Origin of the sequence: Alterileibacterium massiliense, assembly GCF_900104645.1 — a bacterium.
GTDB lineage: Bacteria > Bacillota > Clostridia > Peptostreptococcales > Anaerovoracaceae > Alterileibacterium > Alterileibacterium massiliense.
In genome coordinates, this window is record NZ_FNWE01000001.1 from 89,906 (window position 1) to 115,756 (window position 25,851).

Annotated in this window: 22 protein-coding genes and 2 riboswitches; of the genes, 19 read left to right on the forward strand and 3 right to left on the reverse strand. The window is 36.5% G+C overall.

From position 1 onward, the window contains the following. Positions 1-40: 40 nt before the first annotated feature. Positions 41-208, reverse strand: a complete 168-nt coding sequence (locus BQ5371_RS00405) for a 4Fe-4S binding protein (protein ID WP_071132020.1) — start codon at positions 206-208, stop codon at positions 41-43. Between the two features lie 83 nt (positions 209-291). Here BQ5371_RS00405 and BQ5371_RS00410 point away from each other — a divergent pair, with 83 nt between their 5' ends. The 7 genes from BQ5371_RS00410 (at position 292) to BQ5371_RS00440 (ending at position 5,954) form a co-directional block, all read left to right on the forward strand. Continuing rightward, positions 292-1,119 (forward strand): hypothetical protein, encoded by an 828-nt coding sequence (locus tag BQ5371_RS00410; protein WP_071132021.1) that lies wholly within the window; start codon positions 292-294, stop codon positions 1,117-1,119. Beyond that, on the forward strand, positions 1,116-1,952 hold the full coding sequence (locus tag BQ5371_RS00415) for a DNA-3-methyladenine glycosylase family protein (RefSeq protein WP_071132022.1): 837 nt from the start codon (positions 1,116-1,118) through the stop codon (positions 1,950-1,952). Before BQ5371_RS00410 ends, BQ5371_RS00415 begins: the two co-directional genes overlap by 4 nt. Positions 1,953-2,099: 147 nt before the next feature. Beyond that, positions 2,100-2,381: a co-chaperone GroES gene (locus tag BQ5371_RS00420; protein ID WP_071132023.1), complete on the forward strand. Its 282-nt coding sequence runs from the start codon at positions 2,100-2,102 to the stop codon at positions 2,379-2,381. A 14-nt stretch (positions 2,382-2,395) separates the two neighbouring features. Then, positions 2,396-4,021: a chaperonin GroEL gene (gene groL / locus BQ5371_RS00425; RefSeq protein WP_071132024.1), complete on the forward strand. Its 1,626-nt coding sequence runs from the start codon at positions 2,396-2,398 to the stop codon at positions 4,019-4,021. A gap of 284 nt (positions 4,022-4,305) precedes the next feature. Next, positions 4,306-4,731, forward strand: coding sequence for a hypothetical protein (locus BQ5371_RS00430; protein WP_071132025.1), 426 nt, complete (start codon positions 4,306-4,308; stop codon positions 4,729-4,731). Positions 4,732-4,760: 29 nt separating this feature from the next. Further along, positions 4,761-5,639, forward strand: coding sequence for a diacylglycerol/lipid kinase family protein (locus BQ5371_RS00435; RefSeq protein ID WP_071132026.1), 879 nt, complete (start codon positions 4,761-4,763; stop codon positions 5,637-5,639). 78 nt (positions 5,640-5,717) lie between these two features. Continuing rightward, positions 5,718-5,954 carry a CsbD family protein gene (locus BQ5371_RS00440; protein ID WP_071132027.1) on the forward strand — a complete coding sequence of 79 codons (237 nt, stop codon included), beginning with the start codon at positions 5,718-5,720 and terminating at the stop codon, positions 5,952-5,954. A 168-nt stretch (positions 5,955-6,122) separates the two neighbouring features. Here BQ5371_RS00440 and BQ5371_RS00445 read toward each other — a convergent pair whose 3' ends face one another. Beyond that, entirely contained in the window at positions 6,123-7,763 is a 1,641-nt protein-coding gene (locus BQ5371_RS00445; protein ID WP_071132028.1) for a phosphohexomutase domain-containing protein, read from the reverse strand. Positions 7,764-8,013: 250 nt separating this feature from the next. On the opposite strand from BQ5371_RS00445, the gene srtB reads away from it, so the two are divergent. From srtB to BQ5371_RS00460, 3 genes are all read left to right on the forward strand, one after another. After that, on the forward strand, positions 8,014-8,925 hold the full coding sequence (srtB, locus tag BQ5371_RS00450; protein WP_071132029.1) for a class B sortase: 912 nt from the start codon (positions 8,014-8,016) through the stop codon (positions 8,923-8,925). A gap of 113 nt (positions 8,926-9,038) precedes the next feature. Next, a riboswitch (glycine riboswitch) is annotated at positions 9,039-9,111 on the forward strand. Between the two features lie 9 nt (positions 9,112-9,120). Then, positions 9,121-9,218: riboswitch (glycine riboswitch) on the forward strand. Positions 9,219-9,471: 253 nt separating this feature from the next. Continuing rightward, a complete protein-coding gene (locus BQ5371_RS00455) occupies positions 9,472-10,902 on the forward strand; it encodes an alanine/glycine:cation symporter family protein (RefSeq protein WP_071132030.1) in 1,431 nt (476 codons plus the stop codon). 77 nt (positions 10,903-10,979) lie between these two features. Continuing rightward, entirely contained in the window at positions 10,980-12,251 is a 1,272-nt protein-coding gene (locus BQ5371_RS00460) for a G5 domain-containing protein (RefSeq protein WP_071132031.1), read from the forward strand. A 177-nt stretch (positions 12,252-12,428) separates the two neighbouring features. On the opposite strand, the gene BQ5371_RS00465 is transcribed toward BQ5371_RS00460, so the two are convergent. Continuing rightward, the gene (locus tag BQ5371_RS00465; protein ID WP_235821157.1) at positions 12,429-13,031 is read right to left on the reverse strand and encodes a phosphoribosyltransferase family protein; all 603 of its coding nucleotides are present in this window, start codon (positions 13,029-13,031) and stop codon (positions 12,429-12,431) included. A 110-nt stretch (positions 13,032-13,141) separates the two neighbouring features. Between BQ5371_RS00465 and BQ5371_RS00470 the strand changes: the two genes are divergently transcribed. The 9 genes from BQ5371_RS00470 (at position 13,142) to hslU (ending at position 25,850) form a co-directional block, all read left to right on the forward strand. Next, on the forward strand, positions 13,142-14,929 hold the full coding sequence (locus tag BQ5371_RS00470; protein WP_071132032.1) for an AMP-dependent synthetase/ligase: 1,788 nt from the start codon (positions 13,142-13,144) through the stop codon (positions 14,927-14,929). A 143-nt stretch (positions 14,930-15,072) separates the two neighbouring features. Beyond that, complete coding sequence (locus tag BQ5371_RS00475) at positions 15,073-16,893, forward strand: AMP-dependent synthetase/ligase (RefSeq protein ID WP_159428249.1); 1,821 nt, start codon at positions 15,073-15,075, stop codon at positions 16,891-16,893. Beyond that, on the forward strand, positions 16,874-17,992 hold the full coding sequence (locus tag BQ5371_RS00480; protein WP_071132033.1) for an alanine racemase: 1,119 nt from the start codon (positions 16,874-16,876) through the stop codon (positions 17,990-17,992). The genes BQ5371_RS00475 and BQ5371_RS00480 overlap by 20 nt, the downstream gene beginning before the upstream one ends. Before the next feature lie 183 nt (positions 17,993-18,175). Further along, the gene (gene greA, locus BQ5371_RS00485) at positions 18,176-18,649 is read left to right on the forward strand and encodes a transcription elongation factor GreA (RefSeq protein WP_071132034.1); all 474 of its coding nucleotides are present in this window, start codon (positions 18,176-18,178) and stop codon (positions 18,647-18,649) included. A gap of 168 nt (positions 18,650-18,817) precedes the next feature. Beyond that, positions 18,818-20,749: a lysine--tRNA ligase gene (lysS, locus tag BQ5371_RS00490; RefSeq protein ID WP_071132035.1), complete on the forward strand. Its 1,932-nt coding sequence runs from the start codon at positions 18,818-18,820 to the stop codon at positions 20,747-20,749. 223 nt (positions 20,750-20,972) lie between these two features. Next, a complete protein-coding gene (locus tag BQ5371_RS00495; RefSeq protein WP_071132036.1) occupies positions 20,973-21,185 on the forward strand; it encodes a DUF3923 family protein in 213 nt (70 codons plus the stop codon). Positions 21,186-21,740: 555 nt separating this feature from the next. Then, complete coding sequence (gene topA / locus BQ5371_RS00500; RefSeq protein ID WP_071132037.1) at positions 21,741-23,831, forward strand: type I DNA topoisomerase; 2,091 nt, start codon at positions 21,741-21,743, stop codon at positions 23,829-23,831. A gap of 11 nt (positions 23,832-23,842) precedes the next feature. Continuing rightward, entirely contained in the window at positions 23,843-24,382 is a 540-nt protein-coding gene (hslV, locus tag BQ5371_RS00505; RefSeq protein ID WP_071132038.1) for an ATP-dependent protease subunit HslV, read from the forward strand. Between the two features lie 37 nt (positions 24,383-24,419). After that, a complete protein-coding gene (gene hslU, locus BQ5371_RS00510) occupies positions 24,420-25,850 on the forward strand; it encodes an ATP-dependent protease ATPase subunit HslU (protein ID WP_071132039.1) in 1,431 nt (476 codons plus the stop codon). Position 25,851: the final 1 nt, after the last annotated feature.

Consider the following 25,851-nt stretch of genomic DNA (forward strand, 5'->3'; position numbering starts at 1 on the left):
TCTAAACATATTATGCATAAATGATTAATTATTTAGTAAATTATGCTTCTACAGGAGCACCAACAGGGCAAACACTTGCACAGTTACCGCAGTCGATGCAGGCATTCTCATCAATTGAGTATGGTGCACCTTCAGTGATGCAATCTACTGGGCAACCGTCAGCACAAGCTCCACAGCTGATGCAATTTTCTTCAATTTTATAAGCCATTTCATTACCTCCTTTTAATTTATACCTCGCGGGAATTATAACACGCACATATTCGGTTAGACAAGTACAACATAGAGGTGATTATGTATATTATTTCTTTTACCGGAAAGAGTGGCACGGGAAAAAGCTATCAAGCGATGAAAATTTCAAGAGATATGAGTATTGATGCGATCATCGATGACGGTCTTTTGATATATCACAACAGGGTTGTAGCTGGGAGGTCTGCAAAGAGATGCAAGTCAAAGGCAGAAGCTATGAGGACAACGCTGTTTAATTATGATGAGCATAAAAGAGATGTCAAATTGAAGCTCAGCCTGCTATCGCCAAAAAAGATAATGATATTAGGCACCTCGGACAGAATGGTTGACTGGATAACAAGGGAGCTCGATTTACATACGGCAGATTTGAGGCTTTATATAGAAGATTTTACAACAAAAGAAGATAGGGAAAAGGCGAGTATTAGTAGAAATAAATTCGGTGAACATATTATTCCAGTTCCTATGATTCAGATTAAAAGAGATTTCCCTGGATACTTCATGCATCCAGCAAGGATATTTAGGAATTTTGCCCTACATGAAAAAGGTGAAGAATTTGAAGAACCGACAGTGGTGAGACCGCAGTTCAGTTATTTTGGCAAATATGAGATAAGCGAAAAGGTCATAGAGGACATTATAAGGATAACCGCACTGAGATTTAAAAATAGCATAAGAGTATTAGATTATTACCACAGCCCAGTTGGCTCAGGATTGCTTCTCGTTGTGAGAATTAAAATCAAGCTTTCAGACGGAATAATCGATAGATGTTCTGAACTTCAGTGGAGAGTAAAGAGGGTGATTGAGGAGATGACAGCTTTTGAACTCATAAGAATTAATATAGAAATTTCTGAGATAGTATTTGGAGATTATAGATGAAAAATATAGAGCTAAAGACAGGCAAAGACTTTAATTTGAAGCAGACGCTCGAGTGCGGGCAGTGCTTTAGGTGGGAGAAGATAGAGGAGTCAGAATATCTTATATTTGCTGAGGACAAGGCGTGCTTAGCAAAAGATGAAAAAGACTATCTAAAAATACAGAGTTTTAATGGCGATGAGGAGTTTTGGAATAATTACTTCGATCTGAGCACAGATTATTCAAAATATAAGGAAGAACTTTTAAGAGGCGAGCCTAGGCTAAGTGATGCGATATTATATGGAGGAGGCATAAGGATTTTAAATCAGGATTTCTTTGAAGTGCTTATATCCTTCATAATATCTCAAAATAATAATATTCCGAGAATAAAAAAATGTATCGAATCAATTTCCTCAGTCTATGGCAAGCCTATTGGAATTATCAAAGGAAGAGAAAGATTTGCATTCCCATCGCCTGATGCACTTGCCCTAGCAGATTCTGAGGAATTAATGAAATTAAAATTAGGATATAGGTCAGCATATATAGTAAAAGCAGCTCATAAATTTCAAATAGAAAAAGTTCCCTCTGGAAAGAGTGATGAGAAATATAAGCAAATTTTATCCTATTACGGGATTGGCCCAAAGGTTGCAAATTGCATTTCCCTATTCGGCCTTAGAGATTTTGAAGCATTTCCGATTGATACATGGGTAAAGCGGATCATGGTTCATATGTATGGCTTTGATGAGAAGGATATTTCAGGAATGCAGAAATTTGCAGCTGAAAAATTTGGAAGCCTCGGAGGTTTGGCACAGCAATATCTTTTCTACTATTACAGGGATAGAAAGATAAAAAAGTGATTTTAGTGATTTTGAAGATTTCTTCACAATCTTTTCCTTTAAATACATTGACAAAATATAGCAATATGATTACAATAATCATGCTGGTTAGCACTCAAATATATAGAGTGCTAACAGATGAAAAAATGAGTTACGGGAGGTAATATAATGAGTTTTGGAATAAAACCGCTTGGGACAAGAGTAGTTCTAAAGAAAATGGAAAAAGAAGATAAGACAGAGGGTGGAATAATTCTATCGGCAGGAGCTAAGGAAAAGCCACAATATGCAAAGATAGTTGCAGTGGGAAAAGGAACTGAAGAAGAACCTATGGAGCTAAAAGTAGGCGATGTTGTGATTTTCCAGAAATATGGCGGACAAGATTTAGTATATAAGGGAGAAGATTATATGATTATGAAGCAGGAAGACATTCTTGCTGTAATCAGTGAATAATGGAGGTAGATTAAATGGCTAAGGAATTACATTATGGAGAAGAATCGAGGAGAGCGATTCTCGCAGGAGTAGATAAATTATCAGATACAGTCAAGATAACTCTAGGACCTAAGGGAAGAAATGTTTTGATTGAAAAGAGCTTTGGATCTCCGCTTATCACAAATGACGGTGTTTCTATTGCTAGGGAAATAGAGCTTGAAGATCAGGTTGAAAATATGGGAGCTCAGCTTGTAAAAGAGGTAGCTACAAAGACTAATGATGTTGCAGGAGATGGAACAACAACGGCTACACTTTTGGCACAGGCAATGATCCACGAGGGATTTAAGAATGTTACAGCAGGAGCAAATCCAATGGCTCTTAAAGCTGGAATTTCAAAGGCTGTTGAGGTCGCTGTAGACAATCTTAAGAAGACTGCAAAGGCAGTAGATGATAAGGAAAGCATAGCACAGGTTGCAAGCATATCCGCTGGTGACGAGGAAATCGGAAGACTCATTGCAGAGGCAATGGACAAGGTTGGAAAAGACGGCGTTATTACAGTAGAAGAGTCGAGGTCTCTTGATACAACACTCGAGGTTGTAGAGGGAATGGAATTCGACAGAGGTTACCTAAGCCCATACATGGTAGGAAACACTGATAAGATGGAAGCAGTTATGGAAAATCCATATGTTCTTCTAACAGATAAGAAGCTTTCAAATATTCAGGAAATCATTCCACTTCTTGAAGCTGTAATGAAATCAGGCCGTTCACTTCTGATAATAGCAGAAGATGTTGAGGGAGAAGCACTTGCTACTTTAGTTGTTAACAAGCTTAGAGGAACTATAGATGTAGTTGCTGTAAAAGCACCGGGCTTTGGAGACAGAAGAAAGGCAATGATGGAAGATATTGCGATTCTGACAGGAGGTACATATATAAGCAGTGAGCTTGGATATGAGCTTAGCGAAGCGACAATTGATATGCTCGGAAGTGCAGGAACTATCAAAGTTAATAAGGACAGAACCGTAATAGTAAGTGGTGCAGGAGAAAAATCTGAGATTGAGAATAGAATAGAGAAGATCAGAGGAGAAATTGCAGATACAAGTTCTGAATTTGACAAAGAAAAATTACAGGAAAGGCTTGCTAAGCTAATGGGCGGTGTTGCTGTAATAAAAGCAGGTTCTGCTACAGAGACAGAACTCAAGGAAAAGAAGCTAAGACTTGAGGACGCATTAAATGCAACAAGAGCTGCTGTTGAGGAGGGAATTGTTGCAGGAGGCGGAACTGCATTGATTGGAACGATAGATGCGGTTAGAGCCTTTGCTGATAAGCAAGAAGGCGATTTCAAGACAGGTGCTAAGATTGTTGAAAGAGCGATAGAAGAACCTGTTAGACAGATAGCAGAGAATGCAGGTTTTGAGGGTAGTGTAGTTGTATCTAAGGTTATGGAGTCAGGTAAGGGCATCGGATTCGATGCGGTATCAAACTCATACATCGATATGATAGAAGCTGGAATCGTTGATCCTGTTAAGGTTACTAGATCTGCATTACAGAATGCTGCTTCAGTTGCAGGAATGTTGCTAACTACAGAGGCAGGGATTACAGAGATTAAAGAAGAATCTCCAGTGCCACCTGTAGCACCTGGTGGAATGGGCGGTATGATGTAATCAGCATAAAAAGCAGGCATAATATTTCTATAATTAGAAAATTAAATTATATAAAGGGTCGGAAAGTGATAAGCTTCCGGCCTTTTGTGTTATAATAAAAAAAGAGTTAAGCAAGGTCACTAACTAAGATAATAAAATTTTTGAAATACTATTAAAATATAATTTAGAAATATAATTAACACATATTTTATCAGACTAAAGATAATTAGAAATATTTTGAATATGTTTGAATTTTAAATTAAATCCGAGTTAAATCTAAATTGGCATAAATGGGAGGGTAGTAGATGAGAAGTGATTATATAAAAAATAATCAAGATATAAATGATAAAAGAGGCATGAGAAAATTACGCTCAAGCCAGATGGTTATTATTGTTTCATCAGTTCTTGAGATTATAGCGGTATTTTTGCCTGCTGCATCGATTTATGGCAGAAGTTTTAACTTAATTAAGCCAAATGGAAGCTTTGGACCAGGGATAATATTTATTATAATAGCGATTTTTACAATCCTGCTCACTCTACTTAAAAAAAGAGTATTTGTGCTCATATTATCAATCTTGGGTGTAATTTTAGCCCTTCAGCAATATGTCAGCATAAATTCAGTATCAAACGATGTAAATATAGGCATTGGAATGTTTCTAACCATCGCTTACCAAGTGGCGGTATTAGTGGGAGCGATATTATTATTTATTAACTTAGGAAAAGAAAAATAAATTTTATAAAAATTTAATGGAGGAAAGCGATGAAAAAAGCAGTTTTGATTATCAACCCAAGTTCTGGCGATGAAAAGGCAATGGAATATAAGGATAAATTCGTCACCAAGGCAAAGGAATATTTTGATGAAGTTATCGTAAAGGAAACTGAGAAAGAAAATGATGCGACGAAATTTGCAAGTGAAGCAGCAGATGATAAATGCGAAGCAGTTTTCGCATTTGGAGGAGATGGAACTGTAAATGAAGTTATAGCTGGAATTTCAGAAAAGGAATACATACCAAAGCTTGGGATTATACCGGGCGGAACCGTAAACCTTATGTCAAGACTGGTAGGAGTAGATCAAAATCCTGAAAAGGCTATAGATGAACTCGATTTTGAAAGAACTGAGAAAGTGGACATTGGCAAATGCAATGATAAATTCTTTGGATATATTTTTAGCATAGGTTCAGTTCCGGAGGCTATACACAATGTTGAAACTGAAGAAAAGACTAAGTTCGGACCTCTTGCATATTTTGTAAATAGCATGAAATCTGTGGTTAATGATAACGAGTTTGAGATTGAGATAGAGACGGATAATGGAGATTTCAAAGGAAGTGCGAGCCATGTAATTGTACTACTAACAAACTGGCTTGGAGATAAAAAAATCTTCAGCCGTAATAAGGATGGATATGCAAATATTCTTATATTAAAAGATTCATCAATCTTATCTAAGTTTTCACTGTTACCGGATTTCTTAAAAGGTGAGCTTACCCAAAATGACAAGATTGAATTTATGAGAGCTAAAAAAATTCATATCAGTTCGCCTGAAGACATCGACACGGATATAGATGGAGATGAAGGAGATAAATTGCCTGTTGATATTGAAATATTTGAGCAGAGGGTTGAAGTCTATTCACAGAATAGCTAGTTAAGAGTTGAAAAAAATGCTCATAGTGTTATAATAAATATATGAAGTTATATCAATGATAAAAAAGGAGTAAAGACCATGACAGATAAGGGATTCACAGATAAGGTTAAAGGTAAGGCTAAGGAAGTTACAGGTAAGGTTACAGATGATGATTCAAAGAAGGCTGAAGGAATTATCGATCAGGTAGTAGGAAAGACAAAGGAAATTGCTTCTGATGCTAAAGATGTAGCAAGCGAAGTTGCTGGCAAGGCAAAGGATGCTGCAAGCAAGGCTGCAGATAAGGCTAAAGATGCAATGGATAAGGACGACAAATAAGAATTTTAGCTTTTAAACAAAATTTAATTTAAGAAGAAAAAAATCGGCATATCTTAAATCTCTTATAGGGATTGTGATTATGCCGATTTTGCTATCTATAGATTTGCATTATATGCTTTGATATATATAACTTTGTATACCTTAATTTACGATATATAATTTCATGGTCTATATCTGTATTGCATCAAATTGTGAGAGGAAATCTTTTATAATCGATAAAACCATTATAGCACCACCCGCCTTGTCAGATTCAATATTCATAGGCATTACTGGGTCATGAAGTGATTTTCTTAAGAGTAGCCAGCCTCTCGCGTTTTCTTTGCTTCCGGTAATAGGCAGGTCATAATTGATGCGTACACCTTCGTAATTGGGACTGACTACAGAAAAACCTTCGCTTTCTTCTGCAAAATAGCGTAGACTTTCTATTATAATGTCCGCATAATCAGAAAAAGCTGTGATACCTCTAGATTTTGAAACTGAATCTTGCCAAATCTTTTCTTCAATTATCTTAAATCTATATTCCTTCGATTCACAAGGCTCTTTTAGCGAGGAGATGAGGCTAAGAATATCCTTGCCTTCTTTTTTTAATCTAGTAGCTTCGACTATTATCAGGCAGGCTAGATAAGCACCGTCGTCAAGATAGTGATTGTCAGAATATGCAGCGTGACCAGATGTTTCAATTGCAAGAAATGCATCCTCGCTCCTCATTTCCTTAGCTTTATTAATCACATTCTTATATCCTCTTTTAAATCTGAGGTGATTTAGACCTAAGTTTTTCTCAAGAAATTCATTTAACTCATTTGATGTTATGCTGTCAGTTACAACAGTTCCCCCCTTGTGAGAGGATTGTCCTATTGCAGCAGCAAGGGCAATAACGCCATTTCTTTGAATTGGCTTTCCTGAACCAGAGACTGCAGCACTCCTGTCAACATCTGTATCAAATATAATACCGAGGTCAGCCTTTGATTTTAATACAGCAGATGAAATAGATTTCATTGCTATATCATCTTCCGGATTAGGTACATGATTAGGGAAATTCCCATCTGGCTCAAGAAACTGACTGCCACTTATATCAGCACCTAGGGGAAGAAGAACATCGTTAGCAAAGAACCCACCTGAACCATTACCTGCATCAACAATTATGTGCATATTCTCTAGGCTTTTTATATTATATTTGCTAAGTCCTGATAAGATGATATTTTTAAGGTGCGTCGAATATGCTTGCATTAGATTTATTTTTTCATAATTTGCATAAGTTTCAGGATTTTCAATTGACTCATAAGATTCAATCAAGTCGGCAGGCTCTATTAACTCATTAACCTTAAAGGATTTGGAAAAATCAATTGGAGCAGTTACTTCAATTGATTCAGCGATCATTAATATCTCGCGTATGTCCTTTTTATCAAGCCCGCCATCCGAAGTAAAGAATTTGAATCCATTCCTATTCCAAGGGAGATGACTTGCAGTTATCATGATAGCACCGTCAAAGGCGAAATCTTTGTCAATGCAGGACATGAACATTGCAGGTGTCGATGCCAATCCGGCATCAAATATATGTGCACCTTTTTTAGAGGCACCAGATATTAGAGCTTTTAGCAAATTCTCTCCTGATAGTCTTGGATCCCTACCTATACAGATTTTTAGCATATCTATTCTTTTATTTTTTCTCTTGGAAAGCCATATTAGAAATGCTTCACCAATTAAAGAAGCCACCTTAGGCGTTAAATTTACATTTTCCTCTGAAATGCTTTCTAGGGCAACACCCCTTATATCGCTTCCGTTTTGTAGATTCAACAGATTATCTGACATAATCTCACCTCATTAACTCGAAATAATAATTTTTTATATTTAAATTTTAACATAAAAAAATATAATTTACGATTGCAGTTTAAAAAGCTAACATAATATCAAATTTTCATTAAACAATTATTATTTAATTATCAACCTATTGTATTAAGCTTGGTGCGATAGGTTGTTTTTTTGCAAATTTTTGTGCAAATAATAAATTAATGTTATAATCATTAATCATCAATTAATTTTATAATTTGGAGACCTTAGCATGAAAAAATTCAAGGATTATCTATATAAATTAATCATCATAATATTGCTTGTGATAATCTCAATAAGTGGATTCCAACTATATAAGTCATTAGCCAAATATTATAAGGCTAGAACTCAATATAATAATACTGCCAGAGTTGCTGGTTCTACCAAGACATCGGGAATTTATACGGGAGAACTTGACTGGGACTCGCTCATGGCACAGAATTCTGACGCGAGAGCTTGGGTATACCTTGACGGAACCATAATCAACTATCCTATAGTTAGGGGTAGCGATAACAGCTTCTACCTAACACATATGTTCAATAAGGCTTATAATGGAGCTGGGACGCTTTTCATGGACGCAAATGCTCCTGACAATTTCGAAACATTCAATACTGTAGTATATGGTCACCATATGAAAGACGGAAGTATGCTCGCTACAATAGATAAGTATAAGAGTCAGGAGTTTTATGAGAAACACAAACAGCTTGAGTTAATAACACCTAGTGCAAAATATCACCTTAAGGTTATAGGCTTTGAGCTTGTAGACGCTACAAGTGAGGCTTATAATTATTACTTTGGAAGCGAACAAGATAAGCAATCACTGCTGGACTTTACTGCAAAAAATAATGTTATTAATACTTCTGACCAAGCTACAGTTAACGATAAGCTACTTACATTCAGCACCTGCGTATATGCTACAGGAGATGAGAGATATGTTCTAGTTACAAAGATGGTGCCTTGGACAGAGGAAGAGCTTGAGGTAGCAAAGAAGGAGGAAGAAAACAAGGCTAAGCTTGCTATGAATGAAGCAAAGAAAAATACAAAGGGAAATGGTGATAAATCAAATTCTGGTAAGGCAGGCAGGAGTTTTCTTCAAACTGTTAAGATAGGCTTCGATGTATTCAAAGAATCTTTGTCAAAATAAATACCAATTAAACAAAATCTTTGTAAAAAATAATAAAAAAATTGACAAAAATTACAATAAAAATATTGACACCTCGGTATCTGAGGTGTTATTTTATTTAACATAATAACGAAATGAAGTTTGCAGGAAAGCGTCTTATGACCACCGAAGGAGTAAAACTCTCAGGTATCTCGACGGAGATGAAGACTGCAGATGGATCGTTTCTCTGGAGAAGTCTGATTTAATATCAGATGCCGAAGGGGCAAGGCGAAAGAACCGCACAATCTCTCAGGCAAAAGGACGGAGACTTGAATATCATCTTAATTGGCAAATTATCCATGCCAATTATGTATTCATCTTTGTTAATTTTGATTTCTGATAGATCGCGGGCTTAGCGGTCTATTTTTAATTTTTGACCAAAACTCAATTTTTGACCAAAGAATCCGTCTTTTGACCTTTAAGCGGGAGTCATAAGTTATCTCCAGATAAAAATCATTTTTTATAATATTTTATATTTTTTTACAACATTTATCTAAATCATATCTAAATTAAGAAAGGGATTTAACTATGTTTTCTGCAATTAATAGCGTACTTGAAACGATTGATAATCTCGTGTGGGGAGTTCCTCTTATGGTACTCATTCTTGCCGGCGGTTTTCTTCTTACAGCAAGGCTGGGCCTTTTACAGATGAGAAGGCTTCCGCTCGCATTAAAGTGGATGTATAAAAATGAAGACGGAGGTCATGGCGAGGTCACGAGCTTTGCAGCACTTTGCACAGCACTTTCCGCAACAATTGGAACTGGAAATATAGTTGGAGTTGCTACAGCTATTACAACTGGAGGACCTGGAGCACTTTTTTGGATGGAAATCGCTGCATTTTTTGGAATGGCTACGAAGTATTCGGAAGGACTTCTTGCGGTTAAATATAGGACGGTTGCAGAGGACGGACATAGCCTTGGCGGGCCATTCTACTATATTGAAAAAGGTATGGGTGTTAAATACAAGTGGCTAGCAAAAGCCTTTGCATTCTTTGGCGTTGGAGTTGGCTTGTTTGGAATTGGTACCTTTACTCAGGTTAATGGAATTGCGAGTGCGGTTAAAGGCTTCTTTGACCCTCATGATTTACATATGGTTAAAATACCTGGAATAGGCAATTATTCTTGGGCTGTTATTATATCTTCGCTAATCCTTGCTTTTTGCGTTGCTGCGGTAATAATAGGCGGTTTAAAAAGAATAGCAAGTGTTGCACAGGTTATCGTTCCATTTATGGCTTTAATATATATAATTTTTAGCATAATGCTTCTCATATTTAATATAAAAGAAGTACCGGCGGCCTTTGTCACTATCGTAAAAGCTGCATTTAATCCGTCTGCTGTAACAGGTGGAATAGTTGGGTCAATGATAGTAGCAATGCAAAAGGGAATTGCGAGAGGTATATTTTCAAATGAGGCAGGACTTGGAAGTGCTCCAATAGCTGCTGCCGCAGCACAGACAAAGGAACCCGTAAGGCAGGGGCTCGTATCTATGACTGGAACTTTTATAGACACGATCGTCATATGCACAATGACAGGTCTTTCCATAGTGCTAACTGGTGCATGGAAGCAAGAGGGCTTAGAGGGAGTTCAGGTTACGAGTTATGCTTTTAGAAATGGACTGCCATTCCCCGCTCAGCTATCATCATTTGTTCTTGTGATATGTCTTGTTTTCTTCGCATTTACAACAATTCTTGGCTGGGATTATTATAGTGAAAGATGCTTAGAATATTTGACAGATTCAAATTTCAAGGTTATTAAGGGATATAGATATATCTATATTTTAGCAGTCTTTATTGGACCTTATATGACAGTCAGTGCAGTGTGGACTATTGCGGACATTTTCAACGGGCTTATGGCAATACCTAATATGATCGCATTATTCGCTTTAAGTGGTGTGATTGTAAAGGAAACCAGAGATTTCTTCGATAAGGACAAGCATCTTGATGGAAAAATTAGACTGTGATAAAATATCAGACACAAATTTAAGAAAATGAGAAAGGAGAGCATATAAGCATAATAAGCTTTATATGAACTAGCATTATGAAAAAGAATTTTAAGAAATCTGCTATTTTAATCCTAACAATGATGCTTATCTTCTCGATGCTAATTGGAACTTCTTCAGTTTTTGCTGGGGGGGGCAATGATAATATAGGTAAGATTACCATACAGTGGCATCGAAATGGTGACAGGGGTTACTACAATCCGGCAGATGAAGGAAAGGACATTTCCTTCTGGTATATCTTTGGCTTCAAGGGCAAGGATAAAGATGGAAATATGAAAACAGGTCTTTTTGCTCAGAGAATGTACAGCGGTAAGATCGGTGAGACCAAGGTTTATGAAATCGACTTATCGAGCGTTAAAGATCAGAAAGGTGATACCTATACTGATTGTGAATTTAATGGCTTTTATCTCCCAGTATACATGGGCAATACCAAATACGGGGCTTCTTTAGATGAGAAATCTAAAGAAATTACGGCATTGTTACAGCAGAATATGGAAACACATACAAAGATGTCGGTAGAAGATGGTTCTATAATCCTTGAATCTGATAAAAATAATATGCCGGTGCTTTTTGATGTAGAATGTATAAAAGAAGGAAAGAATCCGGAATATCCTTTTGAGAATCTTCAAAATGGTAATGTAATTAAAAGAACTCTTAATTTTAAAGAAGGAGAAATAGACTTATCTCTTGATAAATATGATGATGATTACTCATTTAATAGAGCTATAGATGGTAACAACCTTCAGACATTCAATCCATGGACACCTAGAGCAAATGAATATAAGCTTCATGCAAACTTTACAGGAGATAGAGAGGATGTTCTTAAAGAGCGTTACACTCTTGCTATTAGCGGTAACGACCTTGACGGCTGGAATCTTGTTCTCAAATCAAAGATTAAAGAGGGCATGAAAGAGGAAGTTGTAGTAGAAGATTTTAAGACAGTTTATGAGGACGACCCAACTCTTCCTGTAGGCAAGACAAAGGTTAAACAGAAAGGCGTTAAGGGAAAAACTGTCACAAAGACTACTTATTATTATCTTCCTATCGGAAATGGCGGAGAAAAAATTCTTGAAGTAAAAGATCCTGTAGTTGAAAAGACTGAACCTATTAATAAGATTGTTTTAAAAGGTACAAAAAAGGTGCCAGCTGGAGATGATACCAATCCAGGTCAGGGAAGTGGCAATAGTCAGAATAACGCATCTCCAAAGACAGGTGATAGCGAAAACCTAGGAATTTTTGCAGTAGGATTAATTCTCACTCTTACCTCAGCATATGCGGTAATAGGATACAAAAGAAAAGAAGATAGATAAGTTTGATTATTAGATTATTTATACGCTTAAAATTAAATAATTAAATGATTAGATAATTAAAGAACTAAGCTTTTAGAATAAAAAGTTAAAACAAAAAGGCGGGAGCAAATATTTCCCGCCTTTTGCCTATATAATTATTATGCTTTTATAACTCTAGTGCTTTTATAATTCTTAACCTTATTTTATACTTCCATCAGGATTGAATAAAGGAAGATTTTCAAGATATATCATATCCTTTCTCATCATCGAATCACCCTCGGCTAGAACTGCCATCTTCGCTGCGACGATTCCACCAACAGCTTCAACCAGATTGGAGATTGCCTCCATTGAACCACCTGTGCTAACAACATCATCGACTAGAAGAATCTGTTTTCCCTCCATCAGCTCGCAGTCGGATTTGCCAAGGCATAGCTCCTGATCGTGAGCCGTCGTTATCGACCTATCGCTAACCTTAACAATGTCCTTCATATATAGCTTGGATTCTTTTCTAGCTACAACATAAGGCTTACCTGAAATCCTTGACATTTCATATGCAAGCGGGATTCCCTTTGATTCAGCTGTGATGATAACATCAAATTCCGGAGCCCTTTTTAAAAGCTCGGATGAAGCTTTCATAGTAATTTCTACATCACCGAACATTACAAAAGCTCCGATATATAGATCATCATTTACCCTGCAAAGAGGGAGAAACCTATCAAGTCCCGCTATATTAATCTTATAATCCATATTGAAAATCAACCCCTCTATCATCGCATCGAGTATTTTATTGAGCAGGTACATTATACCCGCTTATCCCCTCGACTGCAAGCTCTTTAAGATTGACGAAAAGACCTCAAAATGGTATTATCTAATATGTATGCAAAGCTGAGGGTTGCATAGATTGGAGATATATGAATAGCAAGAAATACGCTGGTGCACTATATTCATTTGAATATGTTGAAACCTTAAAAGATATAATAAATAATAGCTCGCTTAAGTATTCGGATAGACCTGCATATATGTATAAAGAGTCAGGAGATAAGGACTTTAAGGCGATAACTTATCATGATTTTAAGAAAAATATTGACGAGCTCGGCACCACTCTAATCGATATGGGCTTTAAAGGAAGCAAGATAGCGATAATAGGCGAGAACTCATATAAGTGGGCTATGTCATATTTCGCAGTCGCAACAGGAGTTGGAACCATTGTTCCGCTAGATAAAAATTTAGAGATTGGTGAAATAATAAATTTAATGAAGAGAGCCGATGTAGAGCTTGTATTCACTTCTTACAAGATGCACGAAAAGGTAGCGAAGGCTTTTAAAGAGGTGAATGGACTTAGGAACCTTGTTATTTTAGATGAACCTAGAGATTTTTCATCTGAAGATAGCAGGATAATAGAGCTTAGTGCCCTCCTTGAAAAAGGCTCTCATCTTATAAATGAGGGAGACAGAAGATTTATAGATGCGCTAGTTAAAGAAGATGACATTTCTACAATTCTTTTTACATCAGGAACAACTGGTCTTGCAAAGGGCGTAATGCTAAGCCATATGAATTTGTCTCAGAATGTATTCAATATGTCAAAATATTTTAAAATTCCAATGGAGAAAGACTATGTTGGAAGAGTTCTTTCAGTTCTTCCGATGCACCATGCGTACGAGATGACCTGCTCCATTATGACGACATATTATCAAGGTGGTACAATCGTAATCTGCGAGGGATTAAAGCATATTCAAAAGAACTTTTTTGAGGCAAATTGCAGTATCATGCTTGGAGTTCCGCTAATCTTTGAAACAATCTACAAAAAGGTCTGGAAACAGGCTGAAAAGACAGGCAAAAAAGACACGCTAAGAAGAGCAATTTCAATCTCAAAAAAATTAAACCTGAGAAATAATAGAATGGCAACACGCAAGATTTTCAAAGCCGTTCATAGCATATTTGGACCTAAGCTTTACTCATTTATCGCAGGTGGAGCCACGATAGACCCAAAGGTTATAGTTGAATTTGAAGCTATGGGTATTCCGATGCTTCAGGGATATGGAATGACAGAATGTGCTCCGATAATCGCGGTAAATCAGGATAGGTATGGTAAGGCTTCATCTGTAGGAAGACCGATGCCTGGGACAGAGGTTAGAATAATAGATAAAGATGAATTCGGCATAGGAGAAATTATCTGCAAGGGACCATCTGTTATGGCAGGATATTATAAAGATCCGGAAAATACTGCAAAAACGATTAAAGACGGCTGGCTATACACAGGGGACTATGGATATATAGATGAAGAGGGCTTTTTATATATAACCGGCAGGAAGAAGAATGTAATAGTTACAAAGGGTGGTAAAAACATCTTCCCTGAAGAGGTGGAATACTATCTATTACTTGACGAACACATTGTTGAAACAATAGTTTATGGTAAAAAAGATTCCTTCAAGGGAGATTTAATATGCACTGCGATCGTATATCCTGATTTTAAATTCCTTGAATCTGAGGGAGCAAAGAAGCCAGAAGATATATGTGCTATTTTGAGAGAGGCAATTGAAAAAGCAAATTCAAAGATGCCTCCATATAAGAGAATAAAGAGAATAGAGGTAAGGGAGAAAGAATTTATAAAGACTACAACTCTAAAGATAAAGAGATTTGAAGAGGAAAATTATAATTATGAATATGCTGACAGTGATTTTGTAAAAAAACGCTTTTAAAGATTTTTAGTAATTGGGGGAAATAAATAATTGGGAAACATTAGCAATTAGAAAATATTAGCAATTAGAAAATATTAATCATTAGAAAACATTGCTAAATTGAAAAAAATAAGAAAGATATGATTTGTATGCAAGGAGTTTATATGGAAAATAAGAAAGAATATCTCGAAAGAAAAGCATTGGAATTTAAGGAAATGGATGAGATGATGGGAAAAGTCAGAAATGATAATAACCATCGCATTAGATATAAGTGGAGAAGAACGGTTACCGATATAAAGGATGTGCTTGTTAGCAGCGTGGAGCTTTATGGAGAAAGACCTTTTCTCCTTTATAAACCAAGCGGGGTAGAACCTTTTACGCCTATTACATATTCCGAGCTTTTGAGAGATGTAAACTCTCTTGGGACAGCCATGATAAGCTACGGCTTAAAGGGTAAGCATATAGGAGTAATTGGTCAAAATGCTTATGAATGGTATGAATCATATCTTGCAATTACAGCCGGCACAGGCGTTGCAATTCCTCTTGACAAGGAACTTAGCGAGGGCGAGCTAAAACAGCTTGCAATTATGGGCGATATTGATGCAATAATTACAATGCCTAAATACTATGACAAGATTAAAAATATCAAGGACAGCGGGGATACACAAATTGAATATATAATAGATGTTGGTCATGAAGAACATGAGATTGGCGAGGGAACGCTTTCTTGGCATAAGCTCATGGAAGAAGGAAGTAATCTTATACTTGAGGGAGATAGCTCCTTTATTGATGCAGAGATTATAAATACAGATGTTGCTGAAATTTTATTTACCTCTGGCACAACTGCAGTTGCTAAGGGCGTAATGCTAACACATAAAAATCTTGTCAGTAATATCATGCTCGCACAGACGGTGCTACGGGTAGATGTAGGAGACTTATTCTTTTCAATTCTTCCTCTTCATCACTCGTATGAAAATACCTGCACCTATCTAGAAGCTCTCTACTGCGGAGCTAGTATCGCGATATGCAGAGGACTGAAATATATAGTCAAGGATATGCAGGAAGCGAAGCCAACCATGCTCCTCTCAGTACCACTTGTATATGAGAAATTCTACAATCAGATAATGAAAACCGCTAGAAATGAAGGAAAAGAAAAAATTCTTCTCAAGATGATGAAGGTAAATAATCTTACAAAGAAGATAGGAGTAGACCTTTCAAAGAAATTTGCAAAGCAAATAACAGATACCTTTGGTGGCAGAATTAGAACTTTTATCGGAGGTGGAGCTGCAATCTCTGAAGATGTGTTCAATTTTTTCGCAGGGCTTGGAATAATATCGGTGCAGGGATATGGATTGACTGAGACATCACCGATGGTAGCATTAAATCCCGATGTAAAAAAAGATATAAAGTTAAAAGCTGCAGGATTTGTAATACCGGGAATTGAGTGCAAGATAATAAATAAAGATGAAGATGGAATAGGAGAAATCTGCTTCCGTGGCCCTAATGTGATGAAAGGATATTATAAGGATCCTGAGAATACAGCAAAGACCATAATAGATGGATGGCTTCACACAGGTGACCTAGGGTACCTCGATGAAGATAATTATGTCTATATCACAGGTAGGAGCAAGAATGTGATAATAACAGCAAATGGTAAAAATATCTTCCCTGAAGAGCTTGAGGGCTATCTAAAATCCAGTAATTATATTGAAGAAGCAATGGTATGGGCGGAGGCAAAGGATGGAGTTAATAGTGGAGAGATAGTAGCGACTATAAAGCCGTCAGAAGAAGATGTTATTGAAAGGCTTGGGGCTGATTATTCTGAAGAGAAGCTTTCTGATTTGATTCAGGGCATTGTAGATGATGTTAATAAGGATAAGCCACTTTTTAAGAAAATTCATCGCTTTATCATAAGAAAAAGAGATTTTGAAGTCAGCTCGTCTATGAAGGTAAAGAGATTTATTGATGACAATAGAGAGGCATAAGATGCTTGATAAATATCCGAGGCTTTTAATTGATAGGAGAGCCATAAGAAATAATACAAAAAAAGTTGTATCTTGGTGTGATGAGCAGGGGATATTTGTAAGCGGAGTAATAAAGGGAGCAAGCGGAATAGAAGAAGTTGCGAAAGAAATGGAAGCGGGGGGAGTGAAAATTATCGCCTCATCAAGGCTTGAGCAACTCGAAAGATGCAAGGCTTCTGGTATTAGGCTACCGCTTATGATGCTAAGGGTACCTATGCTAAGTGAAGTGCCAAGGCTTATTGAAACCTGTGAGTATAGTTTAAATAGCGAGCTCGTAGTTATAAAAAAAATTAATGATGAGGTCTTAAAAAGAGGACATAGAAGGCATAAGGTCGTTTTGATGGCAGATTTAGGTGACCTTAGAGAGGGCTTCATTGATGCTGAAGAACTTATATCCATTGCTATTAAGATAGAAAATGATTTAAATGGAATTGAGCTTGCCGGAGTAGGGACAAACCTAGGCTGCTACGGCTCTATAATTCCTACAAAAGACAAGATGAAAGACCTGAGAATATTAAGCGAGAAGGTTGAAAAAGCCATAGGAAGAAAGCTTGAAATCGTCTCCGGCGGTGCAACCTCAAGTCTTATGGGTGTCTTTGATAAATATATGGACGGGATTAATATGCTGAGAATTGGGGCAGCAATTATAGCAGGCCCATATGATGAGATTAGAACCGTATATGGCAGAGAAGAAATTGATGAGCTTGAATGTCCATTTAACCTTGAAGCGGAAATCATAGAAATAAAGAAAAAGCCGTCTTATCCTATAGGCAAGCTTGGGGTAGATGCTTTTGGAAACAAGGGAAAGTATGTGGATAGAGGGGTTCGCAATAGAGCCTTGCTTGCCATAGGTAGAGCAGATTATGGAGACATATCCTCTCTTATTCCAGAAGATGATAAGGTAGAACTTATTGGTGCTTCAGGAGATCACACTATTATAGATATTGAAGATTGTGATTCGTCATACGAAATAGGTGATATTTTGAGATTTAAGATTAAATACTCTGCGATATTGAACCTTAGCTCCAGCGAGAATGTAGATATTTTTTTCATCAATTGAAAATTATTAATAAATAAGATAAAGAACGATACAATAATGACAAAAAAGCATATAAAAAAATTATAAGGCAGTAATAAATTGCATTAGTAAATCAATAAAAATTTCTATAAGTAAATATATGAATATAGAAATATATAGATAAATAAAATATTAAATGATAAGGATTGAAAGGGGAATGGACATATGGCAGAACAGATGACGCAAGCAGGATATGATGAACTTCAAAAAGAACTTAACGAGCTTATTACCGTAAGAAGAAAAGAGGTAGCGGAGAGGTTGAAAGAGGCTATCTCATATGGAGATATTTCTGAAAACTCAGAGTATGATGCTGCAAAGGAAGAACAGGCAAACCTCGAGGAGAGAATAGGTGAAATACAGATTCAGCTAAGAGATGCTGTAGTAATAAAAGATGAGGATATTTCAAGCGATACAGTTGGCGTTGGAACAACTGTAAAATTAAAGGATATGGTGGAAAATAAAGAGGTAACATATGAAATCGTCGGAGATACCGAGTCAGATCCATTTGAAGGTAAGCTATCGAGCGAGTGCATAGTTGGAAGAAACCTGCTTGGAAGAAAAAAGGGAGATAAGGTGCATTTTACTGTCCCTTCAGGAGAGGCAAAATACCAAATTCTCGACATCAAAAAATCAAAATAAAATCAAAATAAAATTAAAATGAAGTAAAAATAAAGTCAAAATAAAAAATGGCATTAACATTAAATTGAAATAATATAATTAAATAGAATCATAATTAAATAAAAAGATAAAAGATATAAAATTAAAAAAACAAATTTTAAATTAGATAGTTAGGAGAAGTCTGTAGATATGACTAATAAAGAAACAAATATTTCTAAAGATGCTGAAATTCAAGATTTGAGCGAACAACGCCTTATAAGGAGAAAAAAGCTCGAAGATTTAAGAAATGCCGGAAGAGATCCATATATCCATGAGACCTATGATATAGATGCTTATAGCAAGGAAATAAAAGATAGGTTTGAAGAATTTGATGGAAAAGAATTAAGCCTCTCTGGCAGACTTATGACAAAGAGAGTTATGGGAAAGGCTTCTTTTTGCGATATTCAAGATAGAGATGGCAGGTTACAAATTTATGTTAGGCGTGATGACATCGGCCAAGAAGATTATAAGTGGTTTAAGACATACGACATCGGCGATATTATTGGAGTTAGGGGAAAAGTATTTAAGACAAAGACTGGAGAAATTTCAATCCACGCTGAAAAGATTGATCTCTTATGCAAATCGCTTCAAGTTCTTCCTGACAAGTGGAGCGGACTTCAAGATACAGATCTTAGATATAGACAGAGATATGTAGATTTAATTGTGAATGAAGAGGTTAGAGATACATTTATCGCTCGTGCTAAGATAATTAAGATGATAAGAAAGGTTCTTGAGGAAGATTATAATTTTCTTGAAGTCGAAACACCGGTTCTTCAGACTATTGCGGGCGGAGCCAATGCAAGACCATTTAATACACACCATAATACTCTTGACTTTGATCTAAAACTTAGAATTTCACTTGAGCTTGAGTTAAAAAGGCTGATAGTAGGTGGACTTGATAGAGTATATGAGATGGGCAAGGTATTCCGAAACGAGGGAATGGATAGAAATCACAGTCCGGAATTTACATCTATGGAAGCATATATGGCGTATGGCAACCTCGAGAGCATGATGGAATTAATGGAGCAGGTTGTCTACAAATGTGCCATGGAAGTAAATGGAACTCCTATTATTAAATATGGTGACAAGTCTTTTGATGTTACACCTCCATGGAATAAGATCGATATGACGGAATCGGTTATAAAGGTGACGGGAATTCCTTTTGATGAGATAGATAAGGACGAAGATGCAATAAAGGCTGCTAAAGAATATGGAATGAGCTTTGAAGATTTGAATGAGGCTGAAATGACAAGAGGCAAGATTATAGCTGAGATGTTTGAGGAATACTGCGAAGATATTCCTGGATTTTTAGATGGGCCTTGCTTCGTGTGCGGTCACCCTGTTGAGGTATCGCCTCTCGCCAAAAAAGATCCGAAAGACAGAAGAATTACGAGGAGATTTGAAGCATATATCAATGGCTGGGAACTATCAAATGCCTTTTCTGAATTAAATGACCCTATCGACCAATATGAGAGGTTTGAAGCTCAGCAGAGAGAACTAAATCTTGGAATAGATGATGAAGCCCATCCTATGGATAAGGACTTTGTCAATGCACTTGAGGTTGGAATGCCTCCTACAGGTGGAATTGGTATTGGAGTTGACAGGCTAGTTATGCTACTTACAGACCAGCAGACAATCAGAGATGTTCAGCTTTTCCCAACAATGAAGCCGGAGAATTCTGAGAAAAAAGAAGAAGCTAGGAAAATTGACTTATCAAAGATAAAGGTTGAACCATTATTTGAGGAATTTGTTGATTTTGACACATTTAGCAAATCAGATATGAGAGTTGTCAAGGTAAAAAATTGCGTAGAAGTGCCTAAGAGCAAGAAATTGCTAAAGTTTACACTTGATGATGGTTCTAAAGAGGATAGGATTATACTTTCTGGAATAAAAGATTATTATTCAGCAGAGGAATTGGTAGGAAAGAAGCTTTTAGCAATAACAAATCTTCCGCCTAGAAAGATGATGGGTGAAGAATCACAGGGAATGTTGCTTTCAGCAGTTTGTGAAGAAGGCGGAGGAGAGTTGCTTAACCTGATAATCTTAGATGAAAATATTCCAGCAGGAGCAAAGATTTATTAAGATGATGTAAAAATTTATCGTTTTACAGAATAGACGGATCGTATTTCGTTTGATAAAAAAATTTGAAAACAGCGATTTACATCAAACTTACATCAATTGATGCAGAAATCGGTGCAAGCAAGAAAAAATCGCATAATTAGTACAAAGAGTGGGCTATTTCAATCGGGATTGCCCATTTTTAAAACAAACATAAATACAAATCGAAAGTTAAGGAGGGAACAATATGGTAAGCAAAAGATGGAAAACTTTTCAAATCATTCAATTTATATTTTTCTTACTTGTTAGTATTTTCTTTTTTATAAGAACAGTAGACGGACATGGTGCTGTACAGACACTAGAAGTAAAGCTGATTAGTTTTGCTGTATGGGGGATTTTTTATCTGGGTGTATTAGCGATAGAGTGGTTGGTTTACTTTATTGTAAGGCGTTCTAAATAATTAACTTCCAGTTTGCCAACTTGCCCTTTGAGAGAGGAGAAATCTTTTCTCAAAGGGCTTTTTCTATTTATACGGATATTCACAAACTACAAGATAAAGATAATACTTCATATACTCTAAAAAGTATTTACGAAATAACAGAGTATGTGAAAGCATTTCTCAATAAAAAGCATAGCTCATATTCATAAACTTTTTGAGAGGTTCAGTTTTGATGAAATTTTGGAATAAGGAGAGTTATGGAAATTTTTGAGCTGAAAATAAATTCAAAGAATTAACACCTTAATATCTAAGAAGTTTCATTTCTTCACGATATATATTAGAAGGTAAAAATATAAAATATATAAAATAATAAAAAATATAGTGTTCAATTTAGTAGTAAAGTTCAATTTTGCACTAAGGTGTAATTTTGCAGTAAATTTGTAATAAAGAAGAAATTACATAGCAAATGCCGGAAAAATAAGATTAAACAAATGCGATAACTTGCAAAATCTATAATTCTGTTTTATTATACGAAAATATGTTATATCGAAATTAAAAATAGTGGAGGAGTCTTTGATGGCACAGGCAAAGTCCAAAACAACAAGAAAAAAGACCTTGATAATAGTAGAATCCCCCTCAAAGGGACGAGTTATATCAAAATATCTCGGTTCATCATATAAGGTAATGGCGTCGGAAGGACACATTAGAGATTTGCCGAAAAGCAGGCTCGGAGTTAAGATTGAAGAAAATTTCGAGCCGGATTATATAAATATAAGAGGAAAGGCAAAGACGATAAATAGCCTAAAGAAAGAAGCGGCGGGAGCAGGAAAAGTTCTGCTTGCGACAGACCCTGACCGTGAGGGAGAGGCAATATCATGGCAACTTGCATTTTTGCTCGGGATAGATCCCAAATCGAATTGCAGGGTTACCTTTAATGAGATAAATAAGGAAGCGGTAAAATCTGCCATAAAGAATCCAAGGCCTATCGATATGGGACTTGTAGATGCTCAGCAGGCGAGAAGAGTACTCGATAGACTTGTTGGTTATCAGATAAGTCCACTGCTTTGGAAGAAGATAAAGCGTGGGCTAAGTGCTGGCAGGGTTCAAAGTGCAGCATTAAAAATTATCTGCGATAGAGAAAATGAAATAATAGATTTTAAACCAGAAGAATATTGGAATATAGATGCAAATTTTAAAGAGGGATTTACAGCAAGACTTACGAAGAAAAACAATAAGAATATAAAAATCTCATCTGAAAAAGAGGCTAAGGATGTTGAGACAGAGCTTGCAGGTTATGAATATATTGTATCTGAAGTTAAAAGCTCAAAGAAAAAGAGCAGACCTTATGCACCATATACGACGAGCACAATGCAGCAAGATGCTTCTATTAGAATTAATTTCTCTACAAAAAAGACCATGAATATCGCACAGCAACTCTATGAGGGAGTTGATGTAAAAGGACTTGGAACGCAGGGACTTATAACCTATCATAGAACAGACTCGGTTAGAATTTCTGATCAGGCGAAAAACTCAGCAAAAAAATATATAGAAGAAAATCTTGGCTCTGAATATTATTCTAATAATATTTATAAGAACAAAAATAAGGCATCTCAAGATGCACATGAGGCGATAAGGCCGGTTGATGTTAGTCTAACGCCTGAAGATATAAAGGAATCTCTATCAAATGATCAATATAAACTATACAATTTAGTATGGATTAGATTCCTTTCATCGCAGATGTCAACCTGCATTCATGATACAAAGCTTATAAAGATTAAGAATGGCAAATATCAGCTTAATGCTTCTGGCTCAAAGATGGAATTTGACGGCTTTAGAAGGATATATAAGACTGAGACAAAGGACGGCAATAACAATCTGCCTGATATTAACGAGGGAGAAAAGCTTGAATTTAAGGATATTAAATTAGAACAGAAATTCACAAGTCCGCCGCCAAGATATACTGAGGCATCTTTGGTAAAGGAGATGGAGGATAAAAACATAGGTCGCCCAAGCACTTATGCTTCCGTAATAACCACTCTTACTGGTAGAAGGTATGTTAAAAAAGAAAAGAAATCCTTGATTCCAACAGAGCTTGGATTTGATGTAATTACAATTTTGTCAGAATTTTTCACAGATATTGTAGATGTAAAATTTACGGGAGAGATGGAAGATAATCTTGACAAGATTGAATATAGCAATATACCGTGGAAAGAAGTTGTGTCCGACTTCTATGTGGATTTCGAGAAGGAACTCGAAATTGCAAACAAAGAGGCTGAGAGAATTGAGCAGAAAGTCGAGCTTACAGACGAGATTTGTGAAAAATGTGGAAAACCTATGGCTATAAAAGAGGGAAGATTTGGTAGATTCCTTGCCTGCACTGGTTATCCTGAGTGCAAAAACACAAAACCGATTGTTAAGAAAATTGGTGTAAAATGCCCTGAATGTGGCAGAGATTTGCTTGAGAAAAAATCGAGAAAGGGCAGGATATTCTACGGTTGCTCGGGTTATCCGGAATGTTCAGTTTCTTTCTGGGACGAACCGGTGGATAAAAAATGTCCTGAATGTGGAAGCCTTCTTCTCATAAAAAAAGGAAGGTCAAAGAAATTAAAATGCTCTAATCCTGAATGTAAATATACTGAGTCTTTAAAAAGCGATAAGAAAATGTAAGGAGTATACAGATGATAGAATTTCATGCGACAACAATTTGTGCGGTTATGAGGCCGGATGGTGACATATGTATAGGTGGCGACGGTCAGGTCACCATGGGTGAAACTGCCATAATGAAAAATGGTGCAAAAAAAGTAAAAAAGATTTATAACAATAAGGTGCTAACAGGTTTTGCGGGTTCAGTTGCAGATGCTTTTTCGCTCACAGATAAATTTGAAAAAAAGCTAAAGGAGCACGATGGCAATATAAAGAGGGCTGCAGTCGATTTGGCTCAAATATGGAGAAATGACAAGGCTGCACGAAATCTCGAAGCACTTATGATAGTAGCAGATAGAGATGAAATACTTGTAATATCTGGAAATGGTGAGGTAATTTCTCCAGATAAGAATGTTATAGCGATAGGGTCTGGCGGGAATTATGCCTACGCCGCTGCACAGGCTCTTTATGAGAATACAGAGCTTGATGCCGAATCCATAGTTAGAAAATCACTCGAAATTGCATCGAATATTTGCGTTTATACAAATGACAATATATCAGTTGAAAAGCTTTAGGCATATTTAGATATGGACTGAAATAATGGAGGAGAAAATGGCTACAAATATTAAGAATATGACTCCTAAGCAAATTGTGGCAGAGCTTGATAAATATATAATAGGGCAAGATGAGGCAAAAAAATCTGTAGCGATAGCACTTAGGAATAGATATAGAAGAAATAAGTTAACCGAAGAGATGAAAGAGGAGATAACGCCCAAAAATATATTGATGATTGGTCCGACGGGTGTTGGTAAAACAGAGATAGCAAGAAGGCTTGCAAGGATAATGGACGCACCCTTTGTCAAGGTTGAGGCGACAAAATTTACAGAGGTTGGTTATGTCGGTAGAGATGTTGACTCAATGGTTAGAGACCTTGCAGAGGCTTCGATAAGGCTGACAAAGCAAAAGAGAATAGATGAAAAGCTTGATGCTGCAGATAAAATTGCTGAAGATTTAATAGTTCAAGCAATTATCCCAGGAAAGGAAAAGAAAAAGAAAGGTAGCTCACCATTAGATGCCTTTGCAAACAGCGGAGGATACAAGAGCCAAAAGCAGGAATATGAAGAAAAGAAAGCTTCCGAGGCGGGCAATAAAGAGAGTCAGGATGTTATTCTTGCTAGAGAGCAGGTTAGAAAAGATTTGAAAGATGGAAAGCTTGAGAATCAATATATAGAGATAGAGGTAGAAGATAAGCCTCGCTCAAACCAGCTTGATATGCAAAATGAGGGAGTCAGCATAGCAATTGGGAATATTTTTGGAGACATGATGCCAAAACGCACCAAAAAGAGAAAGGTTAAGGTAAGTGAAGCCAGAAAGATTTTAAGAGAGCAGGAAGCACAAAATCTCATAGACATGGACGAGGTTATCGATGAAGCACTAAAGAATGCTGAACAAAATGGAATAATTTTTATCGATGAGATTGACAAGATAGCGTCGGGACATTCTGTAAATTCTTCATCTGCCGATGTTTCGAGAGAGGGCGTGCAAAGAGATATATTACCTATCGTAGAGGGGAGCGTTGTCAACACTAAGCATGGCCCTATAAAGACAGACCATATGTTATTCATAGGAGCCGGAGCCTTCCATGTATCAAAGCCGTCGGATTTAATTCCTGAGCTTCAGGGAAGATTCCCTATAAATGTTGAGCTTAAAAATCTTGACAAGGAAGATTTTAAAAAAATACTCACGGTACCTGAGAATGCCGTTACAAAACAGCAAAAGGCCCTCCTTGAGACAGATGGAGCTATAATAGACTTTACTGATGATGCCATCGACGAAATCGCTGAAATGGCATATCTAATGAATCAGGAAACTGAAAATATAGGAGCTAGAAGGCTAAATACAATTCTTGAAATTCTTTTGGAAGACATAAGTTTTGAACTTCCTGACGAAAAAATCGATAAAATTACGATCGATAGAGAAAAGGTCAAGGAGAAATTCCGTGAAAAGATAAGGGAAGTTGATGTAGAAAAATATATTTTATAAT